The organism is Gemmatimonadota bacterium, from assembly GCA_021295815.1.
Classification (GTDB): Bacteria; Gemmatimonadota; Gemmatimonadetes; order Longimicrobiales; family Gaopeijiaceae; genus JAGWBQ01.
In genome coordinates, this window is record JAGWBQ010000006.1 from 75,453 (window position 1) to 94,697 (window position 19,245).

At 66.3% G+C, this 19,245-nt stretch carries 18 protein-coding genes and 1 other RNA gene; 2 read left to right on the forward strand and 17 right to left on the reverse strand.

Annotated elements, in window-relative coordinates; translation table 11 throughout:
* Positions 1–35 precede the first annotated feature (35 nt).
* From J4G12_03485 to J4G12_03495, 3 genes are read right to left on the reverse strand one after another with little or no spacing between them, the layout of a single operon-like run.
* Complete coding sequence (locus J4G12_03485) at positions 36–1,331, reverse strand: YncE family protein (GenBank protein MCE2454868.1); 1,296 nt, start codon at positions 1,329–1,331, stop codon at positions 36–38.
* A complete protein-coding gene (locus tag J4G12_03490) occupies positions 1,322–2,095 on the reverse strand; it encodes a cysteine hydrolase (GenBank protein MCE2454869.1) in 774 nt (257 codons plus the stop codon). Before J4G12_03490 ends, J4G12_03485 begins: the two co-directional genes overlap by 10 nt.
* Positions 2,092–3,195, reverse strand: coding sequence for a quinolinate phosphoribosyl transferase (locus J4G12_03495; protein MCE2454870.1), 1,104 nt, complete (start codon positions 3,193–3,195; stop codon positions 2,092–2,094). The genes J4G12_03490 and J4G12_03495 overlap by 4 nt, the downstream gene beginning before the upstream one ends.
* A gap of 128 nt (positions 3,196–3,323) precedes the next feature.
* Between J4G12_03495 and J4G12_03500 the strand changes: the two genes are divergently transcribed.
* Entirely contained in the window at positions 3,324–4,559 is a 1,236-nt protein-coding gene (locus J4G12_03500) for an HlyC/CorC family transporter (GenBank protein ID MCE2454871.1), read from the forward strand.
* Here the strand turns inward: J4G12_03500 and lspA are convergent.
* The 3 genes from lspA to dusB form a co-directional block, all read right to left on the reverse strand.
* Positions 4,498–5,154 carry a signal peptidase II gene (gene lspA / locus J4G12_03505; GenBank protein MCE2454872.1) on the reverse strand — a complete coding sequence of 219 codons (657 nt, stop codon included), beginning with the start codon at positions 5,152–5,154 and terminating at the stop codon, positions 4,498–4,500. The two genes, J4G12_03500 and lspA, sit on opposite strands and share 62 nt — an antisense overlap.
* Before the next feature lie 16 nt (positions 5,155–5,170).
* Positions 5,171–5,531, reverse strand: a transfer-messenger RNA (tmRNA) gene (gene ssrA / locus J4G12_03510).
* 96 nt (positions 5,532–5,627) lie between these two features.
* Positions 5,628–6,689, reverse strand: a complete 1,062-nt coding sequence (dusB, locus tag J4G12_03515) for a tRNA dihydrouridine synthase DusB (protein ID MCE2454873.1) — start codon at positions 6,687–6,689, stop codon at positions 5,628–5,630.
* A 50-nt stretch (positions 6,690–6,739) separates the two neighbouring features.
* Between dusB and J4G12_03520 the strand changes: the two genes are divergently transcribed.
* Entirely contained in the window at positions 6,740–7,189 is a 450-nt protein-coding gene (locus J4G12_03520) for a PTS sugar transporter subunit IIA (protein MCE2454874.1), read from the forward strand.
* A 45-nt stretch (positions 7,190–7,234) separates the two neighbouring features.
* On the opposite strand, the gene J4G12_03525 is transcribed toward J4G12_03520, so the two are convergent.
* From J4G12_03525 to J4G12_03575, 11 genes are all read right to left on the reverse strand, one after another.
* Complete coding sequence (locus J4G12_03525; GenBank protein MCE2454875.1) at positions 7,235–8,560, reverse strand: OFA family MFS transporter; 1,326 nt, start codon at positions 8,558–8,560, stop codon at positions 7,235–7,237.
* Positions 8,561–9,364 (reverse strand): hypothetical protein, encoded by an 804-nt coding sequence (locus tag J4G12_03530; protein MCE2454876.1) that lies wholly within the window; start codon positions 9,362–9,364, stop codon positions 8,561–8,563.
* Positions 9,361–10,641, reverse strand: a complete 1,281-nt coding sequence (locus J4G12_03535) for an ABC transporter substrate-binding protein (protein MCE2454877.1) — start codon at positions 10,639–10,641, stop codon at positions 9,361–9,363. The genes J4G12_03530 and J4G12_03535 overlap by 4 nt, the downstream gene beginning before the upstream one ends.
* A 380-nt stretch (positions 10,642–11,021) precedes the next feature.
* Positions 11,022–11,501: a hypothetical protein gene (locus tag J4G12_03540; GenBank protein ID MCE2454878.1), complete on the reverse strand. Its 480-nt coding sequence runs from the start codon at positions 11,499–11,501 to the stop codon at positions 11,022–11,024.
* Between the two features lie 61 nt (positions 11,502–11,562).
* Positions 11,563–13,470 (reverse strand): selenocysteine-specific translation elongation factor, encoded by a 1,908-nt coding sequence (gene selB, locus J4G12_03545; GenBank protein MCE2454879.1) that lies wholly within the window; start codon positions 13,468–13,470, stop codon positions 11,563–11,565.
* A 13-nt stretch (positions 13,471–13,483) separates the two neighbouring features.
* Positions 13,484–14,290 carry a DNA repair protein RecO gene (gene recO / locus J4G12_03550; GenBank protein ID MCE2454880.1) on the reverse strand — a complete coding sequence of 269 codons (807 nt, stop codon included), beginning with the start codon at positions 14,288–14,290 and terminating at the stop codon, positions 13,484–13,486.
* Positions 14,287–15,294, reverse strand: coding sequence for a hypothetical protein (locus J4G12_03555; protein ID MCE2454881.1), 1,008 nt, complete (start codon positions 15,292–15,294; stop codon positions 14,287–14,289). Before J4G12_03555 ends, recO begins: the two co-directional genes overlap by 4 nt.
* Positions 15,291–15,860, reverse strand: coding sequence for a bifunctional nuclease family protein (locus tag J4G12_03560; GenBank protein ID MCE2454882.1), 570 nt, complete (start codon positions 15,858–15,860; stop codon positions 15,291–15,293). Before J4G12_03560 ends, J4G12_03555 begins: the two co-directional genes overlap by 4 nt.
* A gap of 72 nt (positions 15,861–15,932) precedes the next feature.
* Entirely contained in the window at positions 15,933–17,150 is a 1,218-nt protein-coding gene (metK, locus tag J4G12_03565; GenBank protein MCE2454883.1) for a methionine adenosyltransferase, read from the reverse strand.
* A 3-nt stretch (positions 17,151–17,153) separates the two neighbouring features.
* Positions 17,154–18,941, reverse strand: coding sequence for a phosphoenolpyruvate--protein phosphotransferase (ptsP, locus tag J4G12_03570; protein MCE2454884.1), 1,788 nt, complete (start codon positions 18,939–18,941; stop codon positions 17,154–17,156).
* Positions 18,941–19,168: an HPr family phosphocarrier protein gene (locus J4G12_03575; protein ID MCE2454885.1), complete on the reverse strand. Its 228-nt coding sequence runs from the start codon at positions 19,166–19,168 to the stop codon at positions 18,941–18,943. Before J4G12_03575 ends, ptsP begins: the two co-directional genes overlap by 1 nt.
* Between the last annotated feature and the right edge of the window lie 77 nt (positions 19,169–19,245).

The following is a 19,245-nucleotide window of genomic DNA, read 5'->3' on the forward strand; positions in this document are numbered from 1 at the left end:
TGAGAGTGGGGTATGAGCGGGCTACCGGGTGGAGCTTACCCACGCGGGCGGAGCTGCCTCCGCGAACCGAGCGACCGGGCGGGCGCACCCGGAGGGCGGACAGCTTCGCGGGTGAATGTCGGAGAATCGGAGGACGGCAAGTGCCGGACGAACTGGGAGCCTATCCTTCGATCCTCCATCTTCCAGAACGCGATCCCGCCGGCCTGCTGACCGACCGCCACCGACCCTACCAGGGTGAATCCTTCGAGTTCGTAGACGTCCACCTTCCCGGGCTCGGCCCCCTTCCCTTCCACGCTGACGAAGACGAATCGCGAGTCGGGCGTGACGGCGACCCCGTGAGTCACGGTGGTGGTGGACGGCACCCGCGCCAGCTCCTCGCCGCTCGAAGCGTCGAAGAACTGCACCTCGCCGGCGGTCTTGAGGGACGAGATCAGAACTCCGCCGTCGGGTGTGACCCCCAGGTTGTAGGGTCCCGGGCCGGTGGCCATCCTGCCCTCCAGCTGCCAGGAGGCGCGATCGATCACCAGTATCTCGTTCCCCTTGTTGCAGGCGACGAAGAGCCTGTCACCGGAAACGGATGGCTGCACCCAGGTGGGCGAGCAGGTCGGTTCGCGCGCGCCTCCGTGTCCGGCGCGCCTGTCTGCGCCGGAGCGGGTCAGGCCGGTGGACCCGGTCAGAATCTCGACCGCGTAGTTCTCCTTGGGACCTTCTTCGCCCCGGGCGACCGAGAAGCGGCGCGAGACCGAGAAGGTGCGCGTGTCGATCTCGACGACCTCGTCGTCCATCATGCAGTTCGAATAGGCGAAGATGCCGTCGGGCGCCACCCTCAACCCGTGCGGCATGACGCAGGTCGCGATCTGGTCCACTTCGACCAGATCCGGGGTGTAGACCACGGAGACAGTCGAAGGCACCATTTCCCCGTGGAGGTTGAAGTTGACCACCAAGGCGTAGAGGCCGTCCGGAGTCAGGTCGAGCGTAGCCGGGAAGTTGCCTAGCAGCGTGGGTTCCGCGACGAGCGTGTCCGGCCCTGCCCGGAACTTCCACAGCTTGCCGTCGGGGACGCCGTGGGCGGTCGTCATGTAGAGGAACTCGCCGTCGGGCGAGACCCTGAGCCCGTGCGGCCCCTCGGTCTCGACCGCCATCTCGCCGACCTGGGTGGTGAGGTCGATCTCCACGCCTGAGGCGTCGAGCCTGATGCGGTGGATGAGGTCGGCGGACTCGGCTCCCACATAGGCGTAGTAGGTCGCCTCCGCGCCGGTCTGCGCCGCTCCCGGCACGACCGAGATGACGAGGAGGAGGGCCGAAGCAGCCGGCCCGGGCGTTAGGCGCACGAAGTCCTTCCGTTCTTCAAGGACCTCGAAAGCCCGTCGAGTTCGTGTGTGGTGATGACGCTACCCCTTTCCGCCCATCGCGCCAGAGTCGTCTCTTCGGGTTCCAGACCGAGCCCCCAGGTGGCGTCCCTGAGAGCGAACACCGGGTAGCTGCGGTCCAGGAGGCCGTCCACGGCCTGCGTCATGCAGACATCTCGCGCGATGCCGGCGACGACGAACTGGAGCGGGCGTGCCAAGGTCTTCTCAAGGGCCGCGATGAAGGCTTCGCACCCGGGATTGCCGTCGAAGACGTTGAACTTGGTCTTGCGCACGAACACGCTGCGTTGTTCGGCGATCGCGCGAGCGGCAACGGCCAGGGCGTCACCCGGAGTGGAGTCGTGGGTCAGTACCAGCGGGTTCACCGGCCTCAGGGGCTCGATGATCTCGGCCCCGGCACGCTCGTTCTGGTCGAAGGACCGGCCCATGCAGTGGGGGGGATAGGTGTTCATCGCGGGATCGGGGGCCACCGGATCGATCTCGGCGTCTTCCAGGCCATGCCAGTCGCCGGTGAAGACGATGATGTCGCAGTTTTCCTTCATCCAGGCGAGCACGCGCTCCAGCACCGGAATCACCTGGGCCGATCCCGCATCGGTCTCGTCGAAGAGGTCGCGTACGTAGAGACGCCCGGCCGGATCCATGAAATCCACCTGGGCGTCGACCATCCACCCCACGAGGGCGGGTTCGACTCCGGACGATTTCGGATCCTGCGAACGGTCAGCGTTCATGTCACTAGCTCCATCCTTGAGTTGTCGCGGCGAGTCCGTCCGGCCTTGGCGACGTTTCTTCCGTCGACCATGACCACGTCCGCGGTGAAATCGAACGATCCGGCCAGGAGCGACGAGCCGACTCCGTAAGCGTCGACTGGGACCCGGTCGGCTTCGAAGCGGGCGACCTTGTCGCGGGTGAACCCCCCCGACGCCACGATGCGGATCCGGTCGAGGCCGGCTCCGTCGAGGGCCCCGCGCACGTTGCGAACGAGCTGAGCATTCACGCCGCGCGGGTCGAAGCTGCCCATATGACCTACGACCGAGGCATCGATCATGGTCGAGCTGGTGTCGAGTCGAACGCCCCATAGACGGCTCCCGAGCGCCTCCGCCACCTCCAGGGCGGTCGAGACGCTGTCGTTGTCGAAGTCCACGGTGGCCACGACCGGCACATCGTCCGGCAGGTGGTCGGCCATAGCCCGCGCCGCCGCCACGGTATCGCCGCCGAAGCAGGCGATCAGCGCGTGCGGTACCGTGCCGCTTCCTTCGCCGGCCCACCATGCGCCCTGGGCGTCGGTGGACACGCCTTCGGCTCCCGCGAGGCGGGCGGCCCAGCCGTCGCCCTCCTGGACGCTCCAGAGATCGAAGCGCGCCGGGAAGAAAATGACGGGCTTAGGCCACGCGGCCTCGACCACCGCCCGAGTGTTGGTGGCGATCCGAGTCCGCCGCGTGAGCAGCCCCAGGTAAAGGGTTTCCAGGTGCGCGAAGGCGGCGTACGGCCCGGTGACCGCCATCACGCTCTCCCACGGCGACACGGCCGCGCCGTCACGAAGCGACCTTACCTCAAGGTCGTCGAAACCGTAGGGTTCTCTCAGACAACGCTTGAGGAGCCCGATCACCTCGTCGGTTCCGGCGAGCACGGCCTCACGTCGCTGGAAGACCTGCATGGCGACGACCGAGGGAGGATCCCGCGTCCCGACGATTTCGGCCGAGCGGACGAAGTATTTGTCCGAGTAGCGCCCCGCTCGGATATCGGCTTCCGGAAACTCGAAGATTCCCGGATCCAGCCGCTCGCGCCGGGGGATCGGCGGCGCTCCTGACCCGGGTTTTTGGGAGTTCATCGCGAAGTCGGCCAGGATGCGTCGCCGCACGGGTGCGAAAAGGTTCTGAAGATCGGTGGTTTCCACTGCTCCGTGAAGCCTACCCCGCACTTGCACGGACAGTGCCCCGGTGCGATAATCCCTGCCGCATGGCACTGCTAATCTGGATCCTGGTCGTAGCGCTCGGGATCTCCTTCCTGTGTTCGATTCTCGAGGCGGTCTTCCTCTCCGTCACGCACTCGTACGTGGCGCTCCTCAAGGAGGAGGGCTCGCGGGCCGGAAGGTGGCTGGAGGCGGCGCGTCGGGACGTGGACGAGCCTATCGCGGCCATACTCACCCTCAACACCCTCGCCCACACCATGGGGGCGACGCTTGCGGGTGCCGAGGCGGCTAGGGTCTTCGGCGACCCATGGGTAGGCGCCTTCTCGGCGTTTCTCACGCTCGCCGTGCTCATCTTCACGGAGATCGTGCCCAAGACGATCGGCGCAACCTACTGGAAGAGCCTGGCTCGTTATTCGGCAACGGTCCTCCGCGTCCTGGTAGTCGTCATGAAGCCTTTCGTCGTGCCGCTGGGGTGGCTCACGCGGTTGCTGACCCGGGGCACGTCGGGTCCGCTGGTGAGCAGGGCCGAGCTCGAGAAGCTGGCCGAGATCGGCAGGTCCGAAGGTGCGATCCGCGAAGACGAGCTGCGGGCGATGAAGGGAGTGATCGGACTGCGCGAAACCTCGGTGGGAGAGGTGATGACCCCCCGGACCGACATCGTGGCGGTCTCCCGGGGAGCGAGCGTGGCCGAGGCGAAGCGGGTCATGCTCGACACGGGAAGGCTGAGGCTCCCGGTCTTCGACGGCGAGATCGACAGGGTGGCCGGGCTGGTGATCGCCCGAGATCTGTGGCGGGCCGCCGAGGAGGGCGAGACCTCGCTGGAGGGTGTCGTGCGTCCGGCTCATTTCGCGCCGGCGAGCAAGGCGGTGGTCGATCTGATCGCCGAGATGAGGGCGGGACGGATCGGCATGACCATCGTGGTGGACGAATTCGGGGGCACCGACGGGCTCGTCACCCTCGAAGACCTGATCGAGGAGATCGTCGGCGAGATCCACGACGAGCACGAGGTCGACGGACCCGAGGACTTCCGTGAGCTGCCCCGGGGCGAGACCCGGATCAGAGGCGGCACTCCGCTTCGCGTGGTGGCCGAGCGCCTGGGGTTCGTACCGGACGAGTCCGAGGAGGAAGCTTACGACACCATCGGGGGCTTCGTCTTCGGACGGCTGGACCGCATCCCGCTGGCCGGCGACATGGTGGAGGTCGAGAGCGGCTCCCTGCAGGTCACCCTGATGGAGGGTCGGCGGATAGCCTACCTAGTCTTCGTTCCGAAGGAGCCGGCCTAGCCGGAGGACCACCGCCGGGGATCGCCTCGCTCGTTTTCGCAGAACCCTCGCCGCCGTCGCTCTCGTCCGCGGAGCCGCCGTCACCCTCGTCCGCGGACTCCGCCGCCACCTTGCCAGCCCTTTTCCGAGTGTCCTCGCGCCAGAACGAGATGGCCAGCGCGACCGCACCGCATGAGATCGCCATATCGGCGAAGTTGAAGATGGGAAAATGCCAGAAACCGAGATCGAGCGGGCCGATAAAGTCCACGACCCCGCGGGGCCAGCGCACTCGGTCGTAGAGATTGCCGACCGCTCCGGCGATGACGAATGCGATCGACCATTGACGCAGCCAGTCGCCTTGGCGCGCGCTGCGCATCAGAGACGCCAGCACCACGAGTGCGATCACGGTGACCGGAATGAAGAGCCAGCGCGAGTCATCGCCGATGCTGATGCCGAACGCGGCGCCTCGGTTGAAGGCGAGCGTGAGCGGAATCAGTCCGTCCAGAAGCTCCTGGGGGTTGCCCGGGAGCTCGCGCAAAGCCCAGCGCTTGGTCCAAAAATCGAGCGCGAACACGACGATGACCGTCGAGAGAACTACGGTGAGTTTGGTGCGCACCGGCAAGTGAAAGGGGGAATGGAGGCGGCGGGAGTCGAACCCGCGTCCGCGAACCGGATCGAGAAGAGCTTCTACGTGCGTAGAACGCGGTTGATCTTCACCTGCGAATGCTCCGCGAACGCGCAGTCGTAGGCTGAGTCGCCGGGTTGGTTTCACCTCTCGAGCGGCGACGACTCGAAAGGCTGAGCCCGAATTGGTGACGCCTTGCCGGAACGCCTCGGGCGGGCTTCCCGGAAGACGGACCGCTAGGGTTTACCTAGGCGGCCAGCGCCAGATTGTCGTTGGCAGCTATGTTGGTTGTCTCGGGGTTTAGCGAGGTCCGAGACCTCGGCACGCTACTCAGCCGTCTCCGGACACGTCGAAACCGTGACGCCCCCGTGGAGTGCTGACGTGGCACAAGATAACCCCGCTCGGGGCTCCTGTTCCACCCAGCGGGCGCTCTCTGCGCTTCGGCATTCCCCGCGAGTGGAGTCTCAGCGCTCTGCGGAAGGAACGGGTCCGCTCCCGACTTCCACCACCTCGGCCTCCGCCCGATACCCTTCGATGAGCGCTTCCACCTCCATCAGGGTCTTCGCATCCATCAAGTGGGAGCGAAGGGCTCGCCCGTTCGGGAGTCCCTTCGTATACCAACCCAGATGCTTGCGGAAATCGCGTATGGCCTTCCTCGCGTCGGCTTCGAAGACGATGGCGTTGCGTGCGTGCTCCAGGCAGATCTCGAAGCGTTCGCGGACGTCGGGGTCGGGCGGGATCGGTTCGCCGTCGAGCGCCGCCCGGGCCTGTCCGAAGAACCAGGGGTCGCCGTGCGAGCCCCGTGCGATCATGATCGCTGCGCAGCCGGTCTCGTCTCGCATCCTGCGGGCGTCTTCCGGCAGCCGGATGTCGCCGTTGCCGATGACCGGCACCTCCAGCGCCGCCACCAGCTCGGCTATCTCGGACCAGCGCGCCTTCCCGGAGTACATGTCGGCGCGGGTGCGCGGATGCAGACAGACCGCACGGGCTCCGGCGTCCTGGCAGACGAGGCCGATTCTCACCGGATCCCTCGTCGCCTCGTCGAAGCCGCTCCGGATCTTCACCGTGGTGGGCAGCGACGTGGCGTCATCCACGGCTCTCACGATCTCCGCCACCAGCCTGAGATCGCGCAGGCAGCCGGAACCCCCGTTCCTCTTCACCACCTTCTTGACGGGACAGCCGAAATTTATGTCGACGAAGTCGGGAGCGTGGCTCGCCGCAACGTAAGCCGCCGCGTCGGCCATCATGGCCGGGTCCGATCCGAAGATCTGGATGCCGATGGGTCGCTCGTCGTCGTGGAAGCGCAGGTAGGAGCGTGAGCGCACATTGTCCAGGACGATGCCGGCCGCGCTTACGAACTCGGTCTCGACCACGTCCGCGCCGAAACGCCTGCACAGCCTGCGGAACGGCGATTCGCTCACTCCCGCCTGGGGGGCGAGATAGAGCGGCGTCGGGAGTGCGCAGAGTATCCTGACGAAATTCGCGGAAGATTCGAACCCTTCGGTTGGGCGGCGGTCCGTAACCATGAGGAATAAGTTAAGTTACGGCTGCGATTCCCGACCCTCCACGGAAGCCGATGGCAATCCTAAGCAGCCTCTTCACCCCCTCCGAGGTGAAGCTCGACCTCGCGGCCTCTTCCAAGGAGGAGGTCCTCGCGGAACTCGTCGGCCTTCTGGGCTGCTCCTCGTACTGCCAGGCCACCCTGCTCCGAACCCTGCGCCGCCGGGAGAACCTCGGTTCCACCGGTATCGGCGGCGGTGTGGCGATCCCGCACTGCAGAACCGAAGCGGTGGGCGATCTCAGAGTCGCCTACGGACGCAAAGCGGGCGGGTTGGAGTTCAACGCCATCGACGGCGCTCCGGTCAGACATTTCTTCCTGATCGCCGCTCCTCCGGTCAAGGCCTCCGACAACTACCTGAACGTGTTGGCGCAGATCGCCCACTTCGTCAAGCGTCCCGAAACCTCTTCCCGGTTGGGAGAGCTGGCCGACGCACACGAGTTTCTGGAGCTGATCGAAGCGTCCTAGCGCTCTGCGTCGCCGCGCCGCCGGGAGGGATCCGTCCCCAGGGGGCTAGCCGTGCGGTCCGCCCGCCGCAGGTGCGGCGATGCCCTGCCTGGCTAGAGTCCGAGCGATCGTGGGGCGACCCAGGCGCATCCGTTCGTCGCTCAGCAGGAACGAGACGACGTAGCCCGCACCGAGCATCAAGATGCCGAGCAGGAGGCAGTACATGACGGCTCGGTCGGGGTAAATGTCCTTGAAGTAGCCCACGATGAGCGGTCCGACCACGCCCGCCGCCGCAGCGCCGGTCAGTACGCCGCCGTAGATCTTCGGCATGTTCACCGAGCCGAATACCTCGATGATCAGAGATGGCATGGTGGCCCAGCCTCCGCCGTAGCAGAGTAGGACGTAGCATACCAGGGCGCCGAAAATCCAAGGATTGGTCTGGGACATCAGGAGGCCGAACACGATCAGCTGGCTGCCGAGCAGGACGCGGTAAACCGCCACTCTCCCGATCCGGTCCGAGAGCCAGGCCCAGAAGAGCCGGCCGAGACCGTTGCAGACCGAGCTCACCGCGATCAGTGTCGCCCCGTACTCGGCGAGCACGATGGAGTCGAGCGCGGGATCTGCGAGCCCCCAGATCTCCTGAAGGAGTTCGGATTGGAAGCCGATGACCGAGATTCCGGCGGCGACGTGGGTGAAGAAGACCACCCAGAGGACGACGAAGCTTCCCGACATTATGTAGGGCAGCAGGGGCTGACGCGCCGGTTTGACCTTTGCGCCGGAGCTCCCGGGATCGGGCTCCGGCGTGTCCGGGTTGCGCAGCACCAGGCTGCACGGGACCAGGACCACCGCGAAGAAGACTCCCAGCAGGAGGAAGACGAGCGGGAGTTCCCCGCCGGTGATGGCGACGAAGAACGGACCCACGATCTTGCTCAACACGAGAGCTCCGATGCCGAAGCCCATCACCACCGTACCCGTCGCCAGTCCTCGCCGCCGCGGGAACCACTTCGCCACCGTCACGACCGGCGTGACGTAGCCTGCCCCGATGCCGATGCCTCCGAGGACCCCGTAGCCGAGGTAGAAGAGATCGATGTCGCCCATCTCGAGCGCCAGGGCCGCGACCAGGTATCCGACCGCGAAACATCCGCTGCCCACGAGCGCGAGCGCGCGCGGTCCCATGCGCGGCAGCACGAGCCCGCCCACTCCAGCGGAAAGGCCCCAGAAGAACATGGCGACCGCGAACGCGGTCACGGTCTCGGTGCTGCTCCATCCGTATTCTCGCGAGAGCATGGTCTGGAAGAAGCTCCAGGCGTATACGGTGCCGAAGCCGGTATGAAGGAGGGTGCAGCAGGCTCCTATGGCGTACCTTGGCGTCTTTGAGAACGGGATGGCCATCTAGCGGTCCGTGCCGCTCTCCGTCTCCGACTCGCCATCCGATGCGGATGGGCCCTCCGAGGACAGGCGCTCCTCTTCGACGCCTGACGCGGACGCGCTCTCAACGGACGCGGCGAGCGGGTCCTTCAGATGGAGCATGACCCGGGCGATGTCTCCGGCTTCGTCGTCGCGGTCGAGGATCTTCTCGTCGCCGGTCGCCCCGCCTCCTGCGAGCAGACCTGCGAAGCCGATCAGATCGCGGAGCGGCTTCGCGGTGAAGTTCACGAACCAGAAGGAAAGGAGAGTGCCTATGACGAGTATGATTCCGAAGAGGAACATCTGCTGCCCCACCGCCCGCTGGATCTTCACCTCGACGAGCTCGAGATCCATGCCCAGGTGGACGGTGCCCGCCACACCGGAAAGGATGGGGCTGCCTACCTCGATGAAGTTGCCGAGTCCGGGAAGATTCCTCTCGGTCGTCGACAGGTCGTGCGGGTCGCTCGCCAGGATCTCCGCCGGTATGCCGGGCACGAAAGTGTGTGCCAGGTACTCGCCGGTGTCGCTCGTGACGTAGATGTAGCGCACGGTTTCGGTCTGGGCGAACTGGTCGATGAGCGACTGGAGCGTGGCGAGATTCCGATTCAGGAGGATGTCGACGCTGGAATCGGCGATGTTCTGGACGATGCTGCGGCTGCTGCTCAGGTATTCCTCCCTGATCTGCGTCTGTATCGTGGTGATCGAGATAGCGGAGACCGATAGCACCACGACCGCGAAAAGCGCGAAGAAGGAGAACCTGGTCGCTCGGAAGAGTTTCTGGGTGCTCATTGGCCCTCGACGTCGGAGGGAGCGCCGGCCGGATCTTCCCTGAGAGCCGTCCATTCCGCCACCTTGGATTCCCAGTCCTCCAGCGGCACGAAGCGGTCGCCGTCCACGACCGTGTAGTAGATGCCTTGCAGCCCCTGGCGGCGCTCGGCTCCGAACGACACCTGCTCGCCGACTCCGAGGTCGTAGTCGTTCACGGCGAACACGGCTTCTTCAAGCCGGGAACGGTCGAGGTCGTCTCCCATGAGCCGAAGGATCTCGATGATCATCCTGGCGTTCAGGAAGCCTTCGAGACTCACGAAACTCCGGGCGAAGGGCGTGTACGGCTCTCCCTCCGTTATGCGCTCCACCTCCGGCGGGGGAGGATCGTACAGATCCATCATCTCGTGGTATTCGCGCACGGCCGGCAGCGCCCGGTCCTCGTAGCTGGGGACGACCTGGGAGTTGACCAGGAAGCGGGAATATTCGGAAGGATCCCCTCCCCCGCCCTGGAGAAGCTCGAGAAGATTCTCGCTGCCCACGAAAGAGAGGTTGGCGACGGGAACGCGAAGCCCGAGATCGACCGCGTCTCGCGCAAGGGCGGCGCAGGCGGCGTAGGCTCCGACGCAGATCACCGCGTCGGGGTTGCTCGAACGTAGGATCTCGACCTGCGACCTCATGCCGGTGCTGAACCGGCTGCCGCGCCGATAGGTCGCCTCACCGACTATCGTGCCGCCGTAGCGGGACAACGCCGCTCTGACACCGGCCCAGCCGCTGCGACCGTAGGCGTCGTTCTGGTAGAAGACGGCTATGCGACGAAGACCGTGTCGGACGAAGCTGTCGACGAGCCCGGCGGTTTCCTGGCGGTAGGAGGCGCGCAGATTGAATGCGAACTCGCCGTAGGGCGGCTCCCGCTGCGGTTCGGCTCCCGTAAAGGGGAAGAAGAGAAAGACGCCCCGGTCGCGGAACCTCTTCAGGAGCGGAAGAGCGCGGGTTACGGTCGGAGTGCCGACATAGCCGAAGAGGAGGAAGACGCTGTCGTCCTGGAGGAGGCTGAGGGTGTTGGCGACGCAGGGTTCGGGCTGGTAGCCGTCGTCGAGCAGCTTGAGCGTTATCCGACGACCGTTGACTCCGCCGTTCTCGTTGACGTGGCTGAAGTAGGCCATGGAGCCTCGATAGAGCTCGGTACCCAGGGCCCGGGAAGGCCCCGAAAACGCCGCAGACACTCCGAGGACGATCTCTCCATCCTGGCTCGGTTTCCCGAGTACGTCGAGGTAGCGACCGAAGGGAGCTGCGGCCATGGCCGTCAGACCGGAGCGCACCAGGGATCTGCGAGTGATCATGTGCTCATGCCCGAACTGAAACTGATTTGGATCTGCTTGCAGACTCTCGGGGCCGCCGTCGCTTCAGCCGAGGCCGCAGCGCCGAGGCACCCGGCTTCGGGCATTATAGGCCAAGCCGGTCGAATTCGCCACACCTGGGAGGACATCCGGCAACAGGTCCGGGAGGAGGTGCGGGCTCCTGGATGGGCGCGGGAGCCGTGCTGCAGTAGCCGAGGGCATGAAAGGCCGAAGAACGGAGAGATGAGCGAAAGACCGCGAGAACCTCGGACGGCGCTCCGACTTCTTCCGCAGCCCGGCCATGCCGGCGACGATCCCAAGCCGCCGGAGCGGAAACCAAGCTACCGGAGCAGGAGCATCTTCAGGGTCTGACTGGTTCCGTTGACGGTCAGTTGGACGAGGTAGGTGCCTGTGCCGAGCTGATTGCCGGAGAGGTCGGTACCGTCCCAGCGAGCCTCGAAACGCCCCGGTGAGGAGTAGGCGAGCCGGTTGACGGCTGCGCCCTCGCCGGCTGGGTGACCCAGCGCAACCGGCGCTCCAAGGGGCTGTTGCAGGAGGTTGTAGACGCGCATGGTGACCAGCACGTCGGCACCGTCCTTGAAGAGGTCGCCTTCGAGCACAAAGGGGATCGTCGTACTCCGGCTGAACGGATTCGGGTAGTTCTGTTCCAGCCGAAAACCTCGAGCGAGGTCCTCGCCGGTGGGATCGCCCGTCTGCCCGGACGCGGGATCGGTCGAGAGCCCGCCGGCGAGCGCGATCAGGCAGACCACGCGGAGTATGAGTCTGTGTGCTGAGAAGAGAGACGGTAGCGGTGGGTTCAATCGCGGTCCTCCCGTGGGGGCTGTGGCGGGCGGCGGTGGCGGCTCAGGAGTGAACCGTTCGTTACCGTCCTCGGTACGCGGCTTTCGCCTCCACCGATCTTCCTCCCGCTTCCTTGAGGGTTACACCCAGAGAGTCGAGATGGTTCAGAATCGGGAGCAGGCGTTTGCGCGATACCGGAAGATACTTGCGGAAGTCCGTCGGGCCAAGACCCCTTCCACCTCCCAGTCCCGTCCGTATCTCGGTTATCGCTCGCTCCAGGGCGCTGCGATCCACGAAGAGGCCGTCTCCGATCCCGCTCAGCCTCCCGTCGAGGACGAGGAAGCGAGTCAAAGACCATATGTCGGGACGATCGCGAAGCGTGTCCGGCAGCTCCTCCGGGCTTCGGGGCGCGAGGCCGTTCCGCCGGAAAAAACGCGTGAGCTCTTCGATGGCCGAAGCCTGTTCCTTCGAGGGGGCGGGTCGGCGGCCCGCGCGGCGCAGTCCGCCCTCGGTCTTCTCGACGATACCTTCCGCCAGGAGGCGATCCATGAGGCCGTCGGCCAGAACTCCGGGCACCCAGCGCGGAAGCGCGTCCCGGACCCGGGCAGAGGGGACGGCCGCAGCGACCGGGTCGTCCTCGTGCGCTTCGTCTACGCACGCCAGCAGGCGTCGTCTTCCGCTCTCGACTATCTCCCGCGCGAAGACCAGTCCGCGACAGGTAAGCGAACCGTCGGGAAGGGCCGAACGGGTAGCTGCCGGCGCTAGCCCGGTGAGCAAGGGGAGATCGCTCAGCTCCACACCTGACCAGCCGGCCATCGTCAGGACGGCATCCACGGCCTTTTCCACGTCGCCTTCGACAACCGCACCCAAGAGGACCGTCTCGGCATGCGAGATCCGGGTACGTTTGGCGGCGAGAGGTTCCGCGACCACGGCCCCCGCGATCGAGGTCACCGGCGAGTAGCGTCGCAGCACGAGCCGGTCTCTGGCTCGCGCCGCCACGGGGGCCTCGAGCCGGAGCTGGATCCAGCCGGAACCTCCAGGGAGGACGCCCTCCACCTCTTCGAGCAGAGCCACGCGGGCCAGCACCTCCGAGGTCGCCAGGTGGACGCGCACGCGCTGGTTGTGTTCGAGCACGAGCTCCGAGTCCGGAAAGACGCTGGCGCGGACGGTGAGCATCCACCCGGGACGCCAGGCGGGATCGGCGACCAGCGTGCTTCCCCTTGCCGTGACGGACCGATCGGCGCCCTCGCCGACGAGCGCGACCGCGGCGCGTTCGCCCCTGCGGGCGGCATCGGTGTCTCGTCCGTGGGTCTGGATGCTGCGGATCCTTGCCCTGCGACCGGCGGGCAGCAAGCGCACGCGGTCTCCTCGGGCGAACCGGCCGCTCCAGACGGTGCCTGTGACTATCGTGCCAGCTCCGGCGGCGCTGAAGACCCGGTCGACGGGAAGGCGGACGAGGTCGTCCTCCAGACCGATTCCGTGATCCTGCGCTGCGCGGGCGAGCTCGGTGCGCAGTTTTTCGAGGCCGAGCCCGGTTCGCGCCGACGTGCGTACTCGGGGGGAGCCGCCGAAAGGAGTTCCCTCCAGAAGGTCGTCGATCTCCATCTCCACGATCTCCACAGACTCGTCGTCGGCCGCGTCGCACTTGGTGAGGGCGACTACCATGCTCCGGGCGCCCAGCGCCTCGACGATGGCCACGTGTTCGCGGGTCTGAGGCATGACGCCTTCGTCGACCGCGACGGCCAAAAGCACCACATCGGTGCCGGCGGCGCCGGCCACCATCGCCTTCACGAAGGCTTCGTGACCGGGAACGTCCACCACTCCGTAGCGCACTTCGGGCAAGGCCAGCTCCGCAAAGCCCAGTTCGATCGTGATGCCGCGCTCCTTTTCCTCCTTGAGCCGGTCGGTGTCGGTTCCGGTAAGCTCCCCTACCAGCGCGGTCTTACCGTGGTCGACGTGGCCTGCGGTTCCCAGAACGAGTCGTTTCACCGCCGCTTTCCCCCTACCGATCCCGGAGGGATCCGGGCCGACGTGCGACGGACTCCGGCGAGATCTCGTCGCTTGCGAGCACCTGGGCGAGGAACTCCAGAGATTCCAGTTGGCGTCCGGTGACGTGATGGCTGAGGAACGCGGACAGCACGGAGAGGTGGGCGCGAGCATGGTCGAGTTCGGGTGCCTGGCCGTCGTCCACCGCAAGTCCGAGGAGCCAACCGATATGCCGGCGAGCGACGGGTCCGAGCCTGGGAGAGTCGAGTTCCCTAGAGCACTCCTCGCACCTTATCCCACCCTCGTTGAGGTCGAGCCGACCCACGCCTTCCCCGGGGTCTCTCCCGCACGCCACGCACTCGTCGAGCCTGGGAGCGAAACCGAACGCCGCCACTAACTGCCAGAGTCCGGAGAGCGCGACCACCGCCGCTCGAGCCGCGTCGACGCCCTCGAGGGAGTCGAAGAGCTCCTCCACCAGATCGAAGAGCTCGGGATTCGCCTCCCGTTCGCTGTGGACCGATACGAGCTCGACGATCGCTGCGGCCCCGGCGAAGCTCACCAGATTCCGTCCCAACCCCTCGCGAACGCGGGTGGGCGTGAACTCGCGCAGAGTGTGGAGATCGCGGCCTTCCTTGAAGTAGAATACGAGATTTCCCGACCCGAAAACCGTCGCCGCGTCCCTGCCCTTCCCGGCCCGGGCCCGCGCTCCGTGAGCCATGACCGAGACGGGACCGAGATCGCGTGTGAAGTATTTGAGGACCTTCGAACTGTCTCCGTAGTCGTGGGACCGGAGCAGGATGGCCGGCGAGCTGACCAGGCTCACCTTACCGCCCCTTCAGTTCTCCTTTTCCTTGCGATGAAGGCCAGAACCAGTGCCGCTGCGACGAGCACCGCCGCCCATTCCGCCCGAAATCCTCCGGGTTCCCTAACCGAGATGAGCGCCAGGGAGGAGAGTCCGGGGCTCTCAGCCCGGTAGCGTCGATAAGTGCTGCCTTCCGTAACCTCGCTGCGACCGACGAACGGCAGCCCGTCAGCGCCCACTCCGGGCGAGGGTTCGCGAATCAGCAGCTCCACCCACCCCTCTCCCGCCCCCAAAGGAAAGACGGGAAGGTCTTCGCTCAGATGGTACTGCACGATCAAGAGTCGATCACCCGGAATCACCGGGCCGGATAGGTGGAGCACGTCGTCCTGCCGATACACCGCGCTCGCCTCCGCGCCGCGGTGACCTACCTCGAAACCCTCGGTTCCGGCTGGGAGGGGATGGCTCCACACCGGCCCGTCCTCCACCGAGACCCAGGTCCGCTCGCTCTTGTTGTGCAGCGATATCAGGTCGGTGACTCGCCAGCCCTCGGCCATCGGTTCGAGGAAGAGCGTGCGTCCCTCGATTTCCAGCGGGAGATAGGAGCTCCCGGGCGGAGCGTCGAACCTCCCGGGGGCGCCGCCGGTCTCGTCGTCGTCTGCCTGCGCGGGCTCGGCGAGCTGGAGCGTGTCGAACACCTGGACCTGATAGCTATCCGGGACGCTCTCGCCGGTGAAGGCTTCGCCGTAGTAGAGCACCCCGTGGTGAGTGACGGTCGCGAAGAAGACGTCATCCGCGTTCCGGGACAGGTCCAGCTCCAGGACGAATCCCCCGTCCACGCCGATAGACGCCGAATCCGTTTCGGCGCCACCCGACGGTGCGACCCGGTGGAGCACGACCGTTCCCGAGTCCAGCGGTTCGTCGCCCCGGAGCGCCCTCCCCGTCAGATGGGTGGGTGGGGGTTCCTGGGTCGATCCGGGCCCCGCGAACGCCAGAGCGAGCGGGAAAAGGACCCAGCTCGGCTTCACAGCTTGAAGCGGCCGAAGTCCTGCGGGTCGAGCGAACGGAGGTGGTCCTTGAGCTCCTTAGCCTGCATGACCGATCCCTGGGCAGGGTCGTCCAAGTCGCCCTCTCCTGGTGTGGGCAGCTCGATGGCCATGGCCTGCAGCAGCCCTTCTTCGACGAGAATGCTGGCTCCGGCGCGCAAGGCGAGGGCGATCGAATCCGAGGGCCGGGCATCTATTGAAACGAGCTCTCCGGCCTTCTCCACCACGAGCTCTGCGAAGTAGGTGCTCTCCTCCACCCTGCTCACCACCACTCTGAGCAGCGTGCCGCCCATGCCGGTCAAGAGCGAGCAGGTCAGGTCGTGAGTCAGCGGGCGGGTGTGGGGGACCTTGGCGAGCTGGGTGGCTATGGCCTTGGCCTCGCTGGGCCCAATCCAGATGGGGAGGACCCGCGCACCTCCACGTTCGCGAAGAATCACGACCGGCATGCGGTTCGTGCGATCGAGTCCCAGACTGTAGACCTTGACTTCGGCGAGCACGGTCGAGTTCCTTTCGGCTGCGGGGAAATCGGGATCGGGAAATACCCGCATGAGGCCTCCGGGGTTCGTGCGGGCGCCCTGCCCGTTCGCGGTTCGCTTATCGGGGCCGGAGAGAAGGTGCGGTCAGCCGTCCAGCCTGTCCTGCAAGAGGTCCACGCGATCGATGCGCTCCCAAGGAAAGTGTCCTTCCCCCAAACTCGCCGGTTCCCTGCCGAAATGACCGTAGACGGCGGTGGGTCGATAGATCGGTCTCTGGAGGCTTAGCTCGCGGATGATGCCCCGGGGCGTGAAGTCGAAAACGTTCTTCACCGCCTCGGCTATGGTCGCGTCGGTAAGTCCGTGGTTGGCGGTGCCGAAGGTGTCGATCCGAATCGACACGGGATCGACCACGCCGATCGCGTAGGCGAGCTGTATCTCGCAGCGCTCGGCGAGCCCGGCGGCCACAACGTTCTTCGCGGCCCAGCGGGCGGCGTAGGCCGCCGAACGATCCACCTTGGTGGGATCCTTTCCGGAGAAGGCGCCGCCCCCGTGTCGGGCCATGCCCCCGTAGGTGTCGACGATGATCTTGCGCCCGGTGAGTCCGGCATCGCCGGCGGGTCCCCCGGTCACGAAGCGGCCGGTCGGGTTAAGGTGGAGCTTGGGGCCGTGCTCGAGCAGGTGTTCGGGGATCGCGCGTCGGATGACCTCGTGCTCGAGGGCCTCGCGAACCTCCCGCTGACCCGTGTCGGGGTCGTGCTGGGCGCTGAGAACCACGGCCGCCACCGCCTGCGGTTTACCGTCGACGTACTCGACGGTGACCTGGCCTTTTCCATCGGGCCTCAGCCACGGCACCCTTCCTGCCACGCGCGCGTCGTCGAGTTCGCGCATTAGCCGGTGGGCGAGCTGTATCGGACTCGGCATCAGCTCGCGAGTCTCGTTCGCTGCGTATCCGAACATCATTCCCTGATCGCCGGCGCCGCCGCCGCGCACTCCGCCCACGCCGTCCGTAGCGTCTGCGAGTTCCCCGCCTCCGCCTCCGCCTCCCCAGATGTCGTCGGATTGCGGAACCAGTCGCATCATCAACGAGCAGTCGTCCGCGTCCATGCCCACCTCCGCGGAGCGGTAGCCGATATCGCGGACCACGCCCCGAATCAGCTCTTCCAGGCGGAGCTCCTTGACGGTTCCCGATCCCCACTCGCCGACCACGGCGATCCAGCCGGTGGCGACCATCGTCTCGACGGCGCTGCGCACATGCGGGTCCTCCTGCAGGAGAGAGTCCAGAACGGCGTCCGAAATCTGGTCCGCGACCTTGTCCGGGTGCCCGCGGCTGACGGATTCTGAGGTGAAGAGCGAAGTATGCAAGGGTCAGAGGCTGAGGTTCGAGGACGATTGGTCCCGATGCATGAAGAGCGAGAGGTCCGCGGCGCTTCCGATGCCGTCGGCCAGAGTACGGACTACCTCTCGGGCCGTCGGAGCCTTCAGCGCCTGGCGCGCCGTGCTGCGCGCCGTGGTGATGTCGATGTCGCGGATGAACTTCTTGATCTCCGGCAGATACGGCCAGGCCATCGACAGAGTGAAGATGTCGAGACCGAGCAGCAGGAAGGCTCCAAGGGGATTCTGGGCCAGTTCACCGCACACGCTGACCTCTATACCCGCCGCCCGACCCGCACGTGCCACGAGTTGCAGTTGGCTCAGAACGGCCGGGTGGAAGGGCTCGTAGCGATGGGTCAGCCTGGTGTTGGTGCGGTCGACGGCGAGTGTGTACTGGACGAGGTCGTTCGTGCCGAGCGAGAAGAAGTCGGCGTGCGAAGCGAGATGAGCGGTCTCCAGCGCGGCGGCCGGCGTCTCGATCATGACGCCGAGCTTGTAGCCTCTGTTGTAAGGGATGCCTTCGGCGTCGAGGCGCTCCTCCTCCTCCTTGAGCATCTCGCGCACGCGCAGGATCTCCTCTATCTCGTTCACGAAAGGGAGCATGGGGCGGACGTCGCCGTGGACCGTCGCCCTGAGGATGGCCCGCAACTGCGGACGGAAGAGCTCGGGTTCGTCGAGGCAGACTCGGATGGCTCTCCATCCGAGAAAGGGATTCTCCTCCTGAGGCATGTGCAGGAACATGGGAAACTTGTCGCCGCCCAGGTCGAAGGTGCGGATGCAGACGACCTGATTCGAGAAGACGCGAGCCACCGCCCGGTAGGCCCGGAACTGCTCCTCCTCGCCCGGCATCACGCTCCTCCCCACCGCGAGGAATTCCGTACGGAAGAGGCCGACCCCGACGCCGCCGTGCTCGCGAGCGGGCCCCGCGTCGTCCGGCAGGTCGAGATTGGCGCGCAGCTCGACGTGCTGTCCGTCCCTGGTCACGGACTCCAGGCCGGCGATGGCCTCGATCTCGCCTTCCCAGGCGCGCAGCCGGTCTCGACGGGCGATGAAGCTGTTGCGCTGGACTTTGTCGGGGTCGAAGACGACGCGGCCGGCGCGGCCGTCCACGACCGCCTCCCGGGAGCTCCGGGATCGGCGCACCGCATCCGGAACCCCCACTACCGCCGGGATGGCGAGCGAGCGAGCCAGCATCACCCAGTGCGCGCTGCGGGTGCCCTGTTCGGTGACGATGCCCGAGACGACCCCCGGCCTCCACGCCACGACCAGGCTGGGAGAGAGATTCCTGGCGAGCACCACGACCCCTTCCGATTCCGGCGAGGCCACCTCGGCCAGGTCGCGCCTGCCCAGGAGCTTGCCCAGCACCCGGCTCATCACGTCCTGCAGGTCGTTCAGGCGGTCGAGGATCATAGGGTGATCCTTGCGGCTCCACAGGTTTTGAAGCTCCAGCATCCGCCACTGGAACGCCCGCTCGGCGCTGAGGCGGTTCTGTGCGATGTAGAGGACCGTGCCGTCGACCACCTGCGGGTCGTCGAGCATCAGGATCTGCGGGTCGAAGATGCGGGCCTCGACCTCTCCGACTCTCTCCTCGGTGCGGTCGCGCAGAGTGCGCAGGCTTTCCTTCGCCCACGCCCTCGCTGCGGCGAAGCGGGCGATCTCCTTGCGGGCCTGGTCGGGAGGAACCGTCGAGTGCGGCACCGTGGGTACCTGCCAGGCGAGCTCGAAGATCGGGCCGGAGACGATTCCCTCGGAGGCCGCGATCCCGTCCAGGACGATCGACATCAGAGCTCGGAGAATCCGCCGGCTATGAGGGCGACCACCGAGTCCACCGCCTCCTTCGCGTCCGTTCCGCTGGCCGAGACGTCCAGGGTGGTCCCCCGCTCCGCGGCGAGCGTCAACAGCCCGAGGATGCTCTTCGCATCGGCCGTCGCCGAGCCGCTGCTGATCGTCACTTGAGACGAATAGGCGCCGGCGATCTTCACGAGCTCGGCGGCGGGACGCGCGTGCATGCCGGTGGAGAGAGCCCATTTGCGCAGGAGCAGGTGCCCGAAGTTGAAGACGACGAGGAAAATCGCCAGGGTAGCCG